The 13,911-nt window shown below is 67.5% G+C and carries 21 protein-coding genes and 1 tRNA gene; 7 read left to right on the top strand and 15 right to left on the bottom strand.

Annotation, left to right across the window (positions count from 1 at the left end; genetic code table 11):
• From FG154_RS19155 to FG154_RS19140, 4 genes are all read left to right on the top strand, one after another.
• On the top strand, window positions 1-219 hold a 219-nt coding region (locus FG154_RS19155), incomplete at its 5' end, for a transposase (protein WP_145111406.1).
• Between the two features lie 286 nt (window positions 220-505).
• Window positions 506-664, top strand: a complete 159-nt coding sequence (locus tag FG154_RS21585; RefSeq protein WP_246100458.1) for an ATP-binding protein — start codon at window positions 506-508, stop codon at window positions 662-664.
• A 69-nt stretch (window positions 665-733) separates the two neighbouring features.
• Window positions 734-1,951: an IS5 family transposase gene (locus tag FG154_RS19145; protein WP_145111403.1), complete on the top strand. Its 1,218-nt coding sequence runs from the start codon at window positions 734-736 to the stop codon at window positions 1,949-1,951.
• Between the two features lie 623 nt (window positions 1,952-2,574).
• A tRNA-Asn gene (locus FG154_RS19140) sits at window positions 2,575-2,649 on the top strand.
• 88 nt (window positions 2,650-2,737) lie between these two features.
• Here FG154_RS19140 and FG154_RS19135 read toward each other — a convergent pair.
• Together FG154_RS19135 and FG154_RS19130 are read right to left on the bottom strand one after the other, a co-directional pair.
• Window positions 2,738-2,962 (bottom strand): hypothetical protein, encoded by a 225-nt coding sequence (locus FG154_RS19135; RefSeq protein WP_145111401.1) that lies wholly within the window; start codon window positions 2,960-2,962, stop codon window positions 2,738-2,740.
• The gene (locus tag FG154_RS19130; protein ID WP_145111398.1) at window positions 2,959-3,204 is read right to left on the bottom strand and encodes a hypothetical protein; all 246 of its coding nucleotides are present in this window, start codon (window positions 3,202-3,204) and stop codon (window positions 2,959-2,961) included. Before FG154_RS19130 ends, FG154_RS19135 begins: the two co-directional genes overlap by 4 nt.
• Before the next feature lie 92 nt (window positions 3,205-3,296).
• Here FG154_RS19130 and FG154_RS21125 point away from each other — a divergent pair, with 92 nt between their 5' ends.
• Together FG154_RS21125 and FG154_RS19125 are read left to right on the top strand one after the other, a co-directional pair.
• Window positions 3,297-3,461 (top strand): ribbon-helix-helix domain-containing protein, encoded by a 165-nt coding sequence (locus FG154_RS21125; RefSeq protein WP_186312447.1) that lies wholly within the window; start codon window positions 3,297-3,299, stop codon window positions 3,459-3,461.
• A gap of 10 nt (window positions 3,462-3,471) precedes the next feature.
• Entirely contained in the window at window positions 3,472-3,825 is a 354-nt protein-coding gene (locus tag FG154_RS19125) for a hypothetical protein (protein ID WP_145111395.1), read from the top strand.
• A gap of 74 nt (window positions 3,826-3,899) precedes the next feature.
• On the opposite strand, the gene FG154_RS19120 is transcribed toward FG154_RS19125, so the two are convergent.
• Genes FG154_RS19120 through FG154_RS19060 form a run of 13 tightly spaced genes read right to left on the bottom strand, consistent with a single transcriptional unit; the run spans window position 3,900 to window position 12,118 of the window.
• Window positions 3,900-4,244: a phage tail assembly chaperone gene (locus FG154_RS19120; protein WP_145111392.1), complete on the bottom strand. Its 345-nt coding sequence runs from the start codon at window positions 4,242-4,244 to the stop codon at window positions 3,900-3,902.
• On the bottom strand, window positions 4,241-4,894 hold the full coding sequence (locus FG154_RS19115; protein WP_145111389.1) for a hypothetical protein: 654 nt from the start codon (window positions 4,892-4,894) through the stop codon (window positions 4,241-4,243). The genes FG154_RS19120 and FG154_RS19115 overlap by 4 nt, the downstream gene beginning before the upstream one ends.
• Complete coding sequence (locus FG154_RS19110) at window positions 4,894-7,236, bottom strand: phage tail tape measure protein (RefSeq protein ID WP_145111386.1); 2,343 nt, start codon at window positions 7,234-7,236, stop codon at window positions 4,894-4,896. The genes FG154_RS19115 and FG154_RS19110 overlap by 1 nt, the downstream gene beginning before the upstream one ends.
• Before the next feature lie 10 nt (window positions 7,237-7,246).
• A complete protein-coding gene (locus tag FG154_RS19105; protein WP_145111383.1) occupies window positions 7,247-8,854 on the bottom strand; it encodes a terminase large subunit in 1,608 nt (535 codons plus the stop codon).
• The gene (locus FG154_RS19100; protein WP_145111380.1) at window positions 8,851-9,240 is read right to left on the bottom strand and encodes a phage terminase small subunit P27 family; all 390 of its coding nucleotides are present in this window, start codon (window positions 9,238-9,240) and stop codon (window positions 8,851-8,853) included. The genes FG154_RS19105 and FG154_RS19100 overlap by 4 nt, the downstream gene beginning before the upstream one ends.
• Window positions 9,240-9,563 carry a phage head closure protein gene (locus FG154_RS19095; RefSeq protein ID WP_145111377.1) on the bottom strand — a complete coding sequence of 108 codons (324 nt, stop codon included), beginning with the start codon at window positions 9,561-9,563 and terminating at the stop codon, window positions 9,240-9,242. Before FG154_RS19095 ends, FG154_RS19100 begins: the two co-directional genes overlap by 1 nt.
• On the bottom strand, window positions 9,563-9,976 hold the full coding sequence (locus tag FG154_RS19090; RefSeq protein WP_145111374.1) for a DUF3168 domain-containing protein: 414 nt from the start codon (window positions 9,974-9,976) through the stop codon (window positions 9,563-9,565). The genes FG154_RS19095 and FG154_RS19090 overlap by 1 nt, the downstream gene beginning before the upstream one ends.
• Entirely contained in the window at window positions 9,973-10,386 is a 414-nt protein-coding gene (locus FG154_RS19085) for an HK97-gp10 family putative phage morphogenesis protein (protein WP_101340811.1), read from the bottom strand. Before FG154_RS19085 ends, FG154_RS19090 begins: the two co-directional genes overlap by 4 nt.
• Window positions 10,386-10,697, bottom strand: a complete 312-nt coding sequence (locus FG154_RS19080; RefSeq protein ID WP_145111371.1) for a head-tail connector protein — start codon at window positions 10,695-10,697, stop codon at window positions 10,386-10,388. The genes FG154_RS19085 and FG154_RS19080 overlap by 1 nt, the downstream gene beginning before the upstream one ends.
• A 7-nt stretch (window positions 10,698-10,704) precedes the next feature.
• Window positions 10,705-11,181 (bottom strand): hypothetical protein, encoded by a 477-nt coding sequence (locus tag FG154_RS19075; protein WP_145111368.1) that lies wholly within the window; start codon window positions 11,179-11,181, stop codon window positions 10,705-10,707.
• Window positions 11,178-11,537 carry an HNH endonuclease signature motif containing protein gene (locus FG154_RS19070; protein ID WP_145111365.1) on the bottom strand — a complete coding sequence of 120 codons (360 nt, stop codon included), beginning with the start codon at window positions 11,535-11,537 and terminating at the stop codon, window positions 11,178-11,180. Before FG154_RS19070 ends, FG154_RS19075 begins: the two co-directional genes overlap by 4 nt.
• A 2-nt stretch (window positions 11,538-11,539) precedes the next feature.
• Window positions 11,540-11,917, bottom strand: coding sequence for a hypothetical protein (locus FG154_RS19065; protein WP_145111362.1), 378 nt, complete (start codon window positions 11,915-11,917; stop codon window positions 11,540-11,542).
• 12 nt (window positions 11,918-11,929) lie between these two features.
• Entirely contained in the window at window positions 11,930-12,118 is a 189-nt protein-coding gene (locus FG154_RS19060; RefSeq protein ID WP_246100457.1) for a phage major capsid protein, read from the bottom strand.
• Here FG154_RS19060 and FG154_RS19055 point away from each other — a divergent pair.
• Window positions 12,108-13,911: phage tail protein (locus FG154_RS19055; RefSeq protein ID WP_246100455.1), on the top strand; the 1,804-nt coding region annotated here is incomplete at its 3' end. The two genes, FG154_RS19060 and FG154_RS19055, sit on opposite strands and share 11 nt — an antisense overlap.

Here is a 13,911-nt window from a genome sequence, read left to right as displayed (position 1 = left end):
GTCTGCATCCCTGGTCGGAAGTCCCGAAAGACCGCCGTGAAACATGACAAGAGGCACTGCAAACGGCGCAACCGCATCGAGATCATGTTCGGTCGGCTCAAGGACTGGCGACGGATCCCCACCCGATACGACCGATACCCAGAGACTTTCCTCTCCGCCGTCGCCCTCGCCGCAACCGTCCTGCTCTGGCTTCGACGATCCAATGAGCCTGGAGCCTAACCCAATGGCGCACAAGGGCTCGCCGTGAGAAAGTCCTGGCTGGCCCGCGCGCTCGGCCATGCCGCCAGCTGAGCCGACCGCACCGCCTTCTGTCACCGGTTGCCACGGCTCTTTTCCAATCTCGAACGGGAGCACGGCGCCGGGCGCTTCGACCGGCTGTTCCGCAGGATCGCCCGCGTCGACCTCGTTCGGCGGGCGGTCCTTCCACTTGAAGGCCCGCAGATCCTCCTCACTCCTCGACGATTGGGACCCCGACCGTCTGACCGCCACGCAGCGCCGAGACCTCATGGAGATTGTCGGGGAACGCTACGGCCGCCGCTTCACCATCGTCACCAGCCTCCCAGTGGATATTTGGCACGACGTTATCGGCGAGCCGATCTTCGCCGACGCCATCCTCGACCGGCTGGTTCACAACGCCTACCGCAACGCCCTAGCAGGTTGCTGAAAACCCCTGGCCTCGACGCCGGATGCAGAACGTGATTCACCCGTCCGGGCAGGACGAGGGGATCGCTGGATGCGCGGGACGGACGAGACGAGCGGGTCGCTGTTCAGCTACGTGGACCTCGAGGAGCGCATCCCGGCCCGTCATTCTCTCCGCAAGATCCGCCGGGTCGTCAACGACGCGCTGGCCAGCATGGATGCCGAGTTCGACCGGGTCTACGCGGCCGACGGCCGCCCTTCGATCGCACCCGAGCGTCTGCTTCGCGCCAGCCTGATCCAGATCCTGTTCTCGGTCCGATCCGAGCGCCAGCTGATGGAGCAGATGCAGTACAACCTGCTGTTCCGCTGGTTCGTCGGGCTGGGGATCGACGATCCGGTCTGGGTGGCCACGGTGTTCAGCAAGAACCGCGACCGACTGCTGACGACGGACATTGCGCAGAAGTTTCTGGCCGCGATCCTCGCCCATCGCGAGATTGCGCCGCTCCTCTCCGACGAGCACTTCTCGGTGGATGGGACCCTGATCAAGGCCTGGGCGTCAGTGAAGAGCTTCCAGCCGAAGCCCGAGCAGGAAGCGGCAGAGCCCGGCGGCGGTCCCGACGATCCGCCAGCCCCTCCGCCTGCCGCCGAAGCTGAACCCACCGAGACGAAGCCCGAGACCGCCCCGATGACCCCGCCGAAACCCCGAACCCGAAATGCCGAGGTCGACTTCCGGGGCCAGAAGCGCTCGAACGCCACCCACGCTTCGGTCACCGATCCGGAGGCCCGGCTCTACAAGAAATCTCCCGGCGCTGGTGCGGTGCTGTGCTTCATGGGCCATACCCTGATGGAGAACCGCCACGGTTTAGTGGTGCAGACCGAGGTCACGCAGGCGGACGGTCATGCCGAACGGAAGGCCGCGCTCGACATGGTCCACCGCCACTCGCCCGGCTCGACGAGACGGCTGACGCTCGGTGCCGACAAGGCCTATGACGCCGAGGAGTTCGTCCAGGAACTGCGGCAGGCCTGCGTCACACCGCACGTGGCGCAAAAGGCGCGGTTCTCGGCGATAGATGGCCGGACCACACGGCACGAGGGCTACGCGCTCTCGCAGCGCTGCCGGAAGAAGATCGACTTGCGTCGGGGCAACGATCCGCTGGATCGTTGCCTGATCCTCCTCACCTTCGGCTGGGCTAAGACCGTCGGGCCGATGGCGCAGACCATGTTGCGCGGCGTGAAGCGCGTCGGTGCGCAGTTCACCTTCACGATGGCGGCCTGCAACTTCGCTCGGCTGCCGAGGCTGCTTGCCGCTTGAGACGACAGGCGGCGGAATGGCGCGCGAAACCTTGGGCCAGCCCCGACTTCGACCGGTGTGCCGAAGAACAATATCCCGGGCCGTCGAATATTTCAGCGGCCTGGTAGATGGACCATCGCTGCGCAAGACCGGCGCCGACAGCCGGCCTAGGTTTAGCCAGTGAGCGCGTCCCTCATCCCGCATTGCCCACCGGTCCCTCCCATGCGCCCGACACCGCCAGCCTCGTGGTGGGCGCGGCGCCGGGCGCGCGGGTCCCTCCCGTGGACAACCCTCCGCGCCACCAGTGCCCTTGGACGCGGACCGCGCGATCCACAGTGAAGAAAAGCCCCGCAGGCCCCTCATGAGCGTGGCCGGATGTTCATGGAACGGCCAGCCGGATGCTTGTGGAACGGATAGCCGAATTCCGTGAAATGCGCAGCCTTGACGGCGACGGCCAGTAACTGCTCAGTGTGCTCAACAGCATGATCGCTGGCGAAACCTGATTTTGGGAGACTCAGCCAACCTGAATACAGTTGCCGGCAAAAACCGGCGCGGTCCACCCCGAAGTCAGAGCGAAGAAAGAATGCAAGCGCTGCAAAATCGCTCTGGACGTGCCTCAATCCCGTTGCTATACGGCCTTCAGTTCCGGCGTAGCTCAGCGGTAGAGCAGTTGACTGTTAATCAATTGGTCGTAGGTTCGATCCCTACCGCCGGAGCCAAAAATCCCTCAGGGATCAGCTACATAAGATAAGCCCGCGCAAGCGGGCTTTCTTGTTTCTGCTCTGGGGTAACGCTCGGGGTAACAGGTCAGGCCGCGGCCTTCTGCGCGGCATCGGCACTGCGACGCTTCTCCAGTTCCTCCAGATCTTCGAGCAGATCAGACAGCTCGCGTGCGGCAAGCTCCAGCGCGTCGGTCGGGAGGTAGCTGCCACGGAAGGCGATGTCAGGATCGACCGTCGAATCATGGGCGAGAATGTGCGCCTGGATGATCGAGAGGACGGCGCAGGCGCGGTAATAGGGGCGTTCGCTCATGAGCGGGCCTCCCGCTCGAGGCTTTCCAGATCCCGCGCAAGCTCGTCGCTCTTCTGGACCAGAACCTCCAGAAGGGCATACAGGCCATTGCTGGCCTTGCTGTTCACCGTCTGCACGTCGTTGGCGATGGCCGCCGTAGCCTCGGCGAGGCCGTTGAGCATCGTGGCTTGAGTCTGCAAATCGGCGAGGGTCTTCGCAGGCAAAGCGGGGGCGGTCGCGGAAATCGCGTTCATGGTGGTCATTGATGCATCCGTAGTTGAAGGTTGCGTTCCTGCGGTGGAACGAATACACTTAACTACACATACGGCGGCCCTGTCAATACGGATGAATACAAATGACGGCGAAAGTTTCCCCGATCTCCTTCCGGCTTTTGCCCGATACGAAGGCAGCGCTGGACAAGGCCGCGGCCGAGGATCGGCGGTCGGTCTCGTCCCTCCTCGACAAGATCGTCACCGAATGGCTAGAGGCAAAGGGCTATCTGGCGAAGCAAAGTCAGTGAGAGGGCCGTGGTGAGAGAAGATCTGACGTTTCATTCCGTAGACGAGGCATTTCAGTTCGCGTTCGACAAAATCGAAGCGCTAGGCAAACGCGTCGGCGAACTAGAGTTGGAGACCTACGGGCTGCGAGCTACTTTGCAGGCAGTGGTTGCAGTGGCGTCCGCGCACGGAGGCCTTGACCGCGAAGAACTTGTTGATGTTGTCGAGGCGATGATCCAGGGGAGCCAAGAGAGGGCGCAGACCGCTACACCGGAGCAAGTGCGCAGTCTAGAGGTATACTTTGCGCACCTTCGCGAGATCGTTGCGGCACCAGGGGAACGACAGTTGCCGCTGTTTCAGGTAATCGACGGCGACAGGCAGGACTGACGGGGTTTGCGCACTCACCGTCTGATCGGGATGCTTGCGAGGCGGCTGGCCCCAGGCGCATCCTGCCTTCGCTCTCAGCCGCCGAACAAGGCGTCGAGCAATTCGGGTGTGAGCGGCTGGCTCGACTTCACCGGAGCCGCCCGCCCACCGCGGTTTGCGTAGGCGTGATCGAGCCAAGCGTCGTCCATCGCGGCGATGATCTCGACGTGATGCGGCTCGAGCGGCACGCGCATCAGCCGGCACCACGCCTCCAGCTCGGTCCAGCCGATCGGGTTCGGCCCCGCGGCGTGCATCGTGCGGCACCGCGAGACCTGCCAGAACGCCCGCCAGAGCAACGCGCCGGCCTCGGGCACCGGAGGGTTGCCACCGGCCAGAGCGCCCGTCAGAGCGGCGCACATCTGGCGCTTGAGTCGGTTCATCGCAGCGTCTGTTGCCATGCAAAGCTGATCCCTGATGTATAGAGGCCGGCGGCGATGCCGGGGTTCACCGTGCCGGGAATGACCACCGCCTTGCAGTAGGGCTTGATCAGCGTCACGGCTGCGCCGGTCACCGCCCCCGGCCGGATCGCGGGCACGACCTCGAAGAAGTTGGTGATCCCGGATCCGTTCGCGGTCCCTGCGGTCACGGCCTGGTGCAGCGCGCGGCGGGTCGGGTTGCTCCCGTAGGTGAAGCTCAGGAAGTCGCCCTCGCTGATGCGGTAGCCCACGGGAAGCCCCTCGAGCTTCATCTCCCGGTTGGCCGAGAGCGCGTTGATCGCGGGCGAGGCGCCGCCCAGGACGGCGCCGGTCGGGTCGATCACGGGCGCGGGCTTCTGCGGAGGATAGACGAGGAGGCTCGTCCCGCCGCTTCGGATCAGATGCAGCTTCGCCTTCACCGCCTCGGCCTCCGCATGCGTCAGATAGGGCAACGTGATCCGGCCGCGCCAGAGCCGTGGGCCGAGATCCGCGGTCAGCACCTCACCGGCCGCCGTCCGGCTGATTTCCACCACCTCCGGCAGGTCGAAGGTGCAGGTCTCGATCGTGAGGCCCGCGAAGAAGTCGGCACGCGTGAGCGGGAAGGAATAGGCCATCAGCGCCTCCTCGGGTTCTTGGCGATCTGGTCGAAGCGCACGGGCAACGCTCGGTCGAGCTGCGCAACGCCGGCCTGCGTGATGGCGATCGACTGCCCCTCGGCCTGTTTCAGGATGCGGGCCTCAAGCTCGGGCGAGAGCGTGACGAGCACCTCGGACTTGCCGCCGCCGCTGGTGCTGCCCGTCGATCCGCCCACGACGCCGCCGGACGCATAGCCCCGCGATCCTCGCCGCATCGCCTCGACCACGGCCACGCCGCCAGCGCGCGCAACGTCGCTCTGGCTCCAGACCACCTCACCCTTGTGGACGACGCCAGCGGGCTCGTTCTTGCCGCCCGGCCCGGTGTAGCCGCCCCCCGAGAAGCCCATGCCGCCGAGGGCGCTGCCCACCGCGCTGCCGAGGCCCGCGCTCCAAAGCCCGTCGAAGGCGCTGCTGGCGACCATCTCGGCGAGCTTGGCGATCACCATGTTGAGCGCGTCGGAGAAGCTGTGCGCCCCCGTGATCAGCCCCGTGAAGGCGCCTTCCAGCGTGGCCCTCGATTGCGAGAGCGCATCCTCGAATGCCTCGTGCCGATCGCGCGCATCATCCGCGGCCTGCGCCGCCCGCACATAGTCTTGCGCGAGCTGGTCGATCTCGGCCGCAAGCTGGGGCGTGATCTCCTTGCCGTCCTTCTGCGCAGCGACCAGAAGCTCGGCCCGCTTGGCGGCATAGTCCGCCACGTCGGCATAGCCCTGCATCGCAACCTCTGCCGCGTTCAGGGCTGCGGCCTCGGCCTCAAGCGCGGCCGTCGCCTCGCGGATCGAGATCACCTCGCCCGCATATTCCGATTTCGGCGCCGCTCCACCACCCCCGCCGGCACTGGCGCCCGCGTCGAGGAAGTCGCCCATGCTGTCCACGCCCGGCCGCTGCGGACGCGGGGAGGTGCGGGGGGCGTTCTTCGTCCCGGTCCAGGCGTCGCGGGCGTTCCCGGTGTTGCCGCCCCGCTCGTCGTCCGAGGTGGCCGGAGATCCGCCCGGCAGCGCGTCCCGGAGGTTCCGCGCCATGCCGATGGCCTTCGCGAGGGCGGTGACAAGCCCGCCGATGCCCGCGATCACGTTGGAGAACTGCGCTCGATCGACCTCATCAAGGGCGGACATGGCGGCATTCGCGCGGGTCGTGACGGACGTGAGGCCGGTCTCGAACTCCTCCGCGCTGATCGTGCCGTCGCGCATCCCCTCCACGAGCCGCCGCGTCTCGTCGGCCGTCGCCGCAAGCTCTGCCGAGGCGTCGCTGTAGCCCCATGCCTCAAGCGTGGCGGCGACCTGCCGCATCTCGGGAATGAGTGCCGCGGCCCGGTCGCCGAGCTGCTCATACGCCTGCCGGATGCGCGCGACCTGCTCTGCATGCGCGTCGAGCGCGTCCCGGTCTTCCTCCAGAGCATCGGCCACCCCGGCGCCGAGAAGCGCGTCGGCCTGCGCCCGGTCGGGAAAGATGTTGTCCAGCCGGCTCCGAAGGTCCGCGGCTTCGGCAGCCACGTCTGCCGCGCCGACGACAACGGCCTTGAAGAAGTTGCCGGCCGAGGTCGTCAGCTCCTGGAACTTCCGATCCAGCTCGGCCGCCTTCTGGATCATCTCCGCATCGAGCACGGCGCCCGCCTCATGCGCGCGGCTGATCGTCTTGCGAAGGCCCACCTCGCCCTGGCTGAGAAGCTCGACAAAGCGTTCGCCGCCCGTGCCGCCGAAGATCTCGTCGGCGACGCGGATCTGCGCCGCCCGGTCGAGGTCCTGCATCCGGCCGATGATCTCGAGCATCAGCTCGGACGGGTCCTTCAGTCCCTCGCGCAGCGCCGCCGCGGTATAGCCGAGCCGCTGGAAGGCCTCGGCCGCCGGCCCGGCGCCGGTCACGATGAACTCGTCGGCGCGCAGGTTCAGCTCCTTGAAGCCGTCCACGAGGCTGTCCACGCCGATACGGTTCTGCTCGGCCACGAACTTCCATTCCTGGAAGGCCTTGGCGGACAGGCCTGCGCGCTTGGCCTCGTCGCCGAGCTGCGCCACGCTGCGCACGGTGTCGGTGACGCTGGTCGAGATGCCGGCGAAGGCCGCGGTGATCATGCCGCCCGCGAGCCCACCGAGGAACGCCCGGCCGAAGGTGCCGATCTGCGCCGAGGTCGAGGCCAGCGCCTGGTTGATCCGGGACGTGCCGCGAACCATGTCCTGCTCCATGGCCTGCGTTGCCGAGCGCGAGTCCCGGCGCAACCGGCTGTAGGACCGCGTTCCGCGCTGCTCGGCCCGCTGCATGTTCTTCTCGAAGTCGCGGATGCGCGCCTCGAGGAGCACCACCAGCCGTTCCTGATCTCCTGACATTCAGCCCTCCTCAGGCGGTCCACATGTCGTCGGTGAACCACGACGCTGATGTGGTGAATTGCTCTTCGCCCGCGGCGGCGCGCGCCACGGCCATTGCGGTTGCCACCGCCCCGTCGATCTTGTTCCCGGACTTGCCCTTGTGGAACGAACGGTTCCCAGCGGCATCCACATGGAGCTGCACGTTCTCGAAGTTCCAGCGCAGGACCGGGTGCCCGCCGTGCTTGAAGATGACCGCGAGGATCGCGCGCTCCAGCTCCTTCACGGCCGGTGCCATCGTCACCCAACCCTGCCGGAACTCGACCGCAGGAAGCCCATCGTCCACGAGGTTCGCCATCATGGCGCGCCCATAGGTCGGGTCGAAGGCGATCTCGCGGACGTTGAACCGGGCGCAAAGCTCGCGGATGTGCGCCTCCACCGCGCGCAGGTCCACGGTGTTGCCGGGCGTCGGGATGATGAAGCCCTCTTCCGCCCAGGTCACATAATCGACGCCGTGCCGCTCGCCGCGGGCGCGCAGGTTGTCCTCGGGGCAGAAGAACCAGGGATGCACCTGATAGCCGTCCTGCCCGTCCTCCCATGCCGCCACGACACAGGTGAGATCCTCGTTCTTCGAGAGGTCCACGCCGAGCCAGCACGGGGCCTGAACCATCTCCAGCTCATCGAGGTCAACCTCGTGCGCGCCCCGGTCATAGACGTGCATCTCGACAAAGGGCGAGCTGGACTGATCCAGCCAGCGGTTGAGGTTGTATTGAAGGAAGCTGTCGCGCTCGAACGGCGAGAACTCGGCCTTGCGCGCCTTGTCCCGGTAGCTGTCGAGGTCCGGGTAGCCGTAGGGCAGGCCGGGGTTGACCGCCCGCCAAAGCTCCTCGTCCTTCCAGTCGTCCTCGGGCTCGGCCATGAAGATCACCGGCAGCGTGGCCGGGTCGTCAATCTCGCCCTTCTGGACGCGGATCGCATATTCGATGGTCTTCCACGCGAGGTTTTCCTGCCCGCGGCCCGAGGTGCTGGCGACAATCATCAGCGTGCCCGGCACCTTCACGAGGGCACTGTCCAGCGCCTCCCACTGCCGGAGACCGGCGCGGCCCTCCCAAGCGTGCAGCTCGTCGGCAATGACGACGTTCGGGGTCTTGCCGTGCAGCACCTTGCCATCGGCGGCCACCGCGACATAGCGGCTCCCCTCCTTGGGGAAGGCGATGCGGCTGACATACTCGCGGATGTTCAGATGCTTCCGCAGCCGGTGATCGTGCTGGACGATGAGCGCGGCCTCGTTGAACAGCTCGAGCGCCTGCTCGTGCGCCGAGGCGGCCGAGACCGTCAGGCCGCCCGGCGTCCGCTCCGGGCCGATGAGATGCAGGAGCGTGAGGGCGGCGCAAAGAGATGTCTTGCGGTTGCCCCGCGGCAGGAGGAGCACGACGCGGCGCACGATCCGCGAGCCGTCCGGGTGGCGCGGTCCATAGATCCGCCGCACGATCCGCTCCTGCCACGGATCGAGCTGGAAGGGATGGCCCATGGCCGGGTTCTTCGGGTGCTTCAGCTTCTTCAGCCATGCCACCGCACGTTCCCCGTAGCCCAGCGGGTCGGGGATCTCGGAGCCATCGTCTATCCAGCCGGGGCGCATCATCCGAGCAACTCGTCCTCGTCGTCGTCCTCACGGATTGCCGGACGCGAGCGCGACACAGGCGTGAGCCCCAGCTCGGCCGCGAGAAGGCGCGCACGGGTCATGGCGTCGGACTGGATGCCCACCGCCGGGTGCCGCTTCGGCCCGGTCGGGGTATCGATCACGCGGCCCTCGTCCTGCATCATCGTCTCCATCTCGCGGACGGTGCCAACGGCAACGCAGTAGTTCTCAAGGCTGCCGAGGTCGGCGACGGTGAGGATCTTCCGTTCCGTGAGGATCGGCATCACGCGGCACCATTCCAGCGCAGCGGCACGGGACAGCCACGCGGGCGCCGTAAGATCGGTGATGGCCTCTGCATCGGCCCGGAGGTGCGGTTTCGTCCCGCGCATCATGCCTCTCCTCCCGTGGCGACGCAGCGCAATTCCAGCCCCCTGCGGCGGCCGATCGGCGCCACGCCCTTGATGTTGAAGTGCTGGCCGTCGAAGCTCACCCGGTCGGACATGGTGATCCCGTCGAGGAAGCGGGTGCGGAAGACGATGGCCGTCTCCTCGCTCACGCCCCAGCCGCGGATGAACTCGGACGCTTCGGCCGTGACGATCTCCGCGCGCAGCGTGGCCTTCCTCGTCCATGTCGGCAGCGGGGATCCGAAGTCGTCAACGGCGAAGGTGGCGCCGTGGATTTCGATCACGCGGGAGAGCTTGCCGGCCTGCATCACGCCACCTCCTGAACCAGAACTTCGACCGTCACGACGCCGTGCGAGGTCTGGCCGTCCGGGTCGCGCATCTGGCGCATGTCCGACACACGGGCGTCGGCCGCGTGGAAGCCCACGGGCAACAGGAGGCGGTCGGCATGGATCGCCCGCCGGATCTCGCCGCAGATCCGCTTCACGCCCTGGAGCGAAGGCTCCTTCTTCCAGACATGTAGCGTGTGATAGATCCGCTGCCGATCGCGGGCGAAGCTGTCGCCCGAATCCACCGCCTGCGACTCGCCCAAGATGATCGACGGCGAGGGGGCCGGGCGCTGGTTCACGTCGAGGATGTTCCCGGCCGGAACAAGCGCGGTCACGCCCGCGTCGAGCGCGAGCCGCTGCCTGAGGGCAATTTGAACGGCGGCCTCCGCACTCATCGGCCCGCCTCCCGGATCGCCTTGCCAATGGCCCGCTTGATCGCAGCGGCGGCTCGGGCGCGATGCAGCCGGACGGACGGCCAGAAGAAGGGCTTGGCCTCGTTCTTCGTGGTCCCGTATTCGACCAGATGCGCATAGCGCACGTCGCTGTTGCCCACCGTCACCGCGGACTGGTTCTCGCCCACCATCATGGCGCCGCCCGGCTGGGAATAGGCCGGCGTCGTCTGCCCCGGCCCGGTGACGGCGATGGACCCCGCGAGATCGCCGCTGTCCTTCGGCGCAACGGCCCGCATGGTCGAGGCCAGCGCCTCGGCTTGCCTGACAAGCGCGGGCTGGACGGCTTCACGCGCCGCCTTCGGGACCGCGCGCATCCGCCGCTGGAACTTGCCGAGACCGCCATCGTCCGCCATCAGAAGCTCCACTCCCGATATTCCGCGACGATCTCTCGGACGCCGAAGGGCACCTCACGCGCGCCGGGGCCGGCCGCCTCGCGGGTCTCATACCACCACGCGGCCAGTTGCAGGATCGCCTCCTCGATCGAGGGCGGCACCGGGTCCTGCCCGTCGCCCCCGAAGGTCTCCGCGATCCTGAAGCCGAGGAGACGCTCGACATAGTTCCGCGCCGCCTCAAGCTTCAGTTCGAGAAGCGCGTCATCAACGCCGCCCATGTCGTCGGTGAACGAGAGCTGCGCCTTCAGGGCATCGAGCGTCGCCGCGGTCATCTCAGCCTCACGCCGCCGCCGCCGCGACGCGGACGATGTTCGAGTTGATCCAGAGCGAGGCGTTCAGCTTCAGGACCGCGTTGGCCGCGTCCATGGCCTCGGAGGCGCTCGCGACCTTGGCAATGAACATCCGCTCGGAAGGCGTGCCACCGGCCGGCGCGTCGTTGAACACGATGCGGAAGGCGTAGTCGTGGATCGTCTTCTCGGCCGCGATCAGCGCGAGCTGGCCCGCGTCGGCATAGTCGAGGCCGCAGATCAGATCCATCGCGCCCGCGTTCCGGGTGCCCTTGAGGCGCTTCGTGCGGTTCTGGTTCAGCGACTCGAAGGTGATCTCGGAGGCGCTGTCGCCGAAGGTGCCGAGGCTCTCGACTTCCTTGATCTCGGTCCAGCTCTGGGAGGCGAAGGTCGTCTCGGTCACGTCCGCGCCGGGGTCGGCGATCACCCCGCCGATGTAGCATTTCGCGCCGTTGGTGGCGAAAATCATGTCCATTGTCCTTTTGCTGCGCGCCGCTCTTCAATCTGCTTGGCGCTGTTGTGGTCGGCAGCGCAGAGCGGCTGCCAGTTCGAGCGATCCCAGAACAGGGACGGGTCGCCCCGGTGCGGGATGATGTGATCGACCACGGTCGCCGGGGCGCCGCAGCGTCGGCAGAACGGGTGCGCGGCAAGGAAGTCCGCCCGCGCCCGCTCCCACTTCGAGGTGTAGCCGCGGGCGCTGGAACTCGGCCGGGTCTTGTCGAACCGCGCCTTGCGTTCCGCGTCCCGCTTGGCCTGGCATTCGCAGCGAAGCCCCGCCGGGACCTTCCGGCCACAGCCGCAGATCCGAGGGGGCTTGCCGGGCATCGTCAGGCCACCGGCTTATCGGCGGGCGAGATGATCGCCACGGCACCGGCCGCGATGCTCGTCCCGCCGGCCTTGGTCAGGGCCACGCGCGCGTAACGCTTGTAGCCGCCGTAGCCGAGCCGGTAGCTCCTCGAGGCCTCCAGCGTGGCCGGAGCGTCGGACTTCACCGAAGTCTCCGGCACGTCGCCCCAGGTCGAGCCGTCGTCGCTCTCCTGGAGCTTCACGCCGAAGTCGCCCGAGCCGACGATCGCGCCGGTATTGACCACGAAGGCCACGCCCCAGGTGTTGATCAGATCCACGGTCAGCCCGTTCGCCGCCGCGGCCTGCACCGCCGGAGCGAGCGCCGGCACCGCCTTGATGTTGGAATAGAGGTCGCGCATGTCGCTTGCTCCTTACGAGGTTGCCATTTTCAGCTTGCGGAACTTCGCAGGCTGAAGGACGCGTCCACCGACACGGCGGGTCGCATGGATGCGGGTCAGGCCCTCGGTCGCCTTGATGTAGGGGTTGACCAGGACGCTCAGGTTCAGCCGGTCCACGATCCGGTAGCCCGACCAGTCCGCATATGCGATCGTGGAGTTCAAGCACAAGCGCGAGGTCTTCAACAACCTGCCGTCCGTGCGGTTCGAGATCCAGGGCATCCCGCTTTACGACCCCCGCAAGGACAGCACCGCCGGCGGCTCCGGCAGCCAGCGGTGGGCGACCCCCGCGACCTGGACGCAGACCACGAACCCGATCGTGATGGTCTACAACATCATGCGGGGCATCCGGTTGCCCGACGGCAACAGCTGGGGCGGGGAATGCGCGGCCGGGGATCTGCCGCTGGCCTCCTGGGCCGCCGCGATGAACGAGTGCGACGTGGTGCCTGCCGGCGCCACCGCCGCCCAGTATCGCGCCGGACTGGAGATCTCGGTCGAGGAGGAGCCGGCCGATGTGATCGAGGAGCTCCTGAAGGCCTGCTCGGGGCAGATCGTTGACGTGGGCGGGACCTGGAAGGTGCGCGTGGGGGGCCCGGGCCTGCCCGTTCTCTTCATCACCGACGAGGATGTGCTGGCCGATCAGGACCAGGTGCTCGAGCCGTTTCCGGGCCTCTCCGACACCTGGAACGGGGTGCATGCGGCCTATCCCGAGCCCGACAGCCTCTGGGAGGTGAAGGACGCGCCGCCCCGCTACAACGCCGCCTTCGAGGCGGCCGACGGCGGGCGCCGGCTGGTGGCCGACCTGCGCCTGCCCGCGGTGCCCTACCGGGCGCAGGTGCAGCAGCTGATGGAGGGCTGGATCCGCGAGGAGCGCCGGTTCCGCCGGCACCGGCTGGTGCTGCCCCCGGAGGCTGCCGTGCTGGAGCCGCTCGATGCGATCGGCTGGAGCTCGAGCCGGCATGGCTATGCCGCCAAGAGCTTCGAGATCTTCGAGATGTCCGACGATCTCATGACCATGTCGCAGTCGGTGGGCCTGCGGGAGCGCGATGCGGGCGACTACAACTGGACCGCCTCCGACCTGCTGCCCTCGCCGATCGCGGCGCCCGGCGTCAGCGTGCCGCCGCCGATCACGGTGCCGGCCTTTGCGGCCAGCGCCACCGTGATCCGGAACGCCACGGGGGTGGCGACGCGGCCCGCGATCCTCATGACCTGGACCGGGCAGGAGGCGGAGGATGCGCGGGGCCTGCAGTGGGAGGTCCGGGTGCAGGCGACGGCCGAGACGGTTGCGGCCGGCTCGGTCCTCGCGGTCGCGTCGGGCCGGGCGCTGGTGACGGAGGGCATCCTGCCGGAGACGGCCTACGAGGTCCGCGCCCAGCTGGTCTCGGAGCGCGCGACGGTCTGGAGCGGCTGGATCAGCGTCACGACGCCGCCGGTGGACTATCTCGATCCGGCGTTCGCCGAGCGGCTGGCCGAGCTCGATGCGCAGGCCGAGGCCGCCGCCGATCAGGCGCAGGCCGCGGCGCTGGCGGCCCAGGCGGTGCGCGAGGATCATGACGCGCTGGTGGCGGGGTTCACCGGGACGCTCTCGACTGCGTTTTCGGCGCTGGATGCAGAGCTGCTCGGCATCACGAACGACCTGACCACGGTCACAAACAACCTGAATGCAGAGCTGCTCGGCATCACGAACAACCTGACCACGGTCACAAGCAACCTGAATGCGGTCTACAACTCGGCAACCGGGCAGGTTAAGGCCACGGCTCTGACCGGCTATTACACGAAGGCCCAGACGGACAGCGCGATCTCTGCGCAGGTCAGCACCCTCGAGAGCCAGATTCTGTCAGGCGGGCAGGTGCGGGCCACCCTGCTGACTGGCTACTACACCAAGACCCAGACCGACGGTGCCATCTCGGCGGCCAGCACGTCGCTGTCGTCCAGCATCACGGCGGCCCAGACGACGG

It is taken from the genome of Cereibacter sediminicola (assembly GCF_007668225.1).
Lineage (GTDB): Bacteria > Pseudomonadota > Alphaproteobacteria > Rhodobacterales > Rhodobacteraceae > Cereibacter_A > Cereibacter_A azotoformans.
This window is presented reverse-complemented; position numbering and strand designations above follow the sequence as displayed.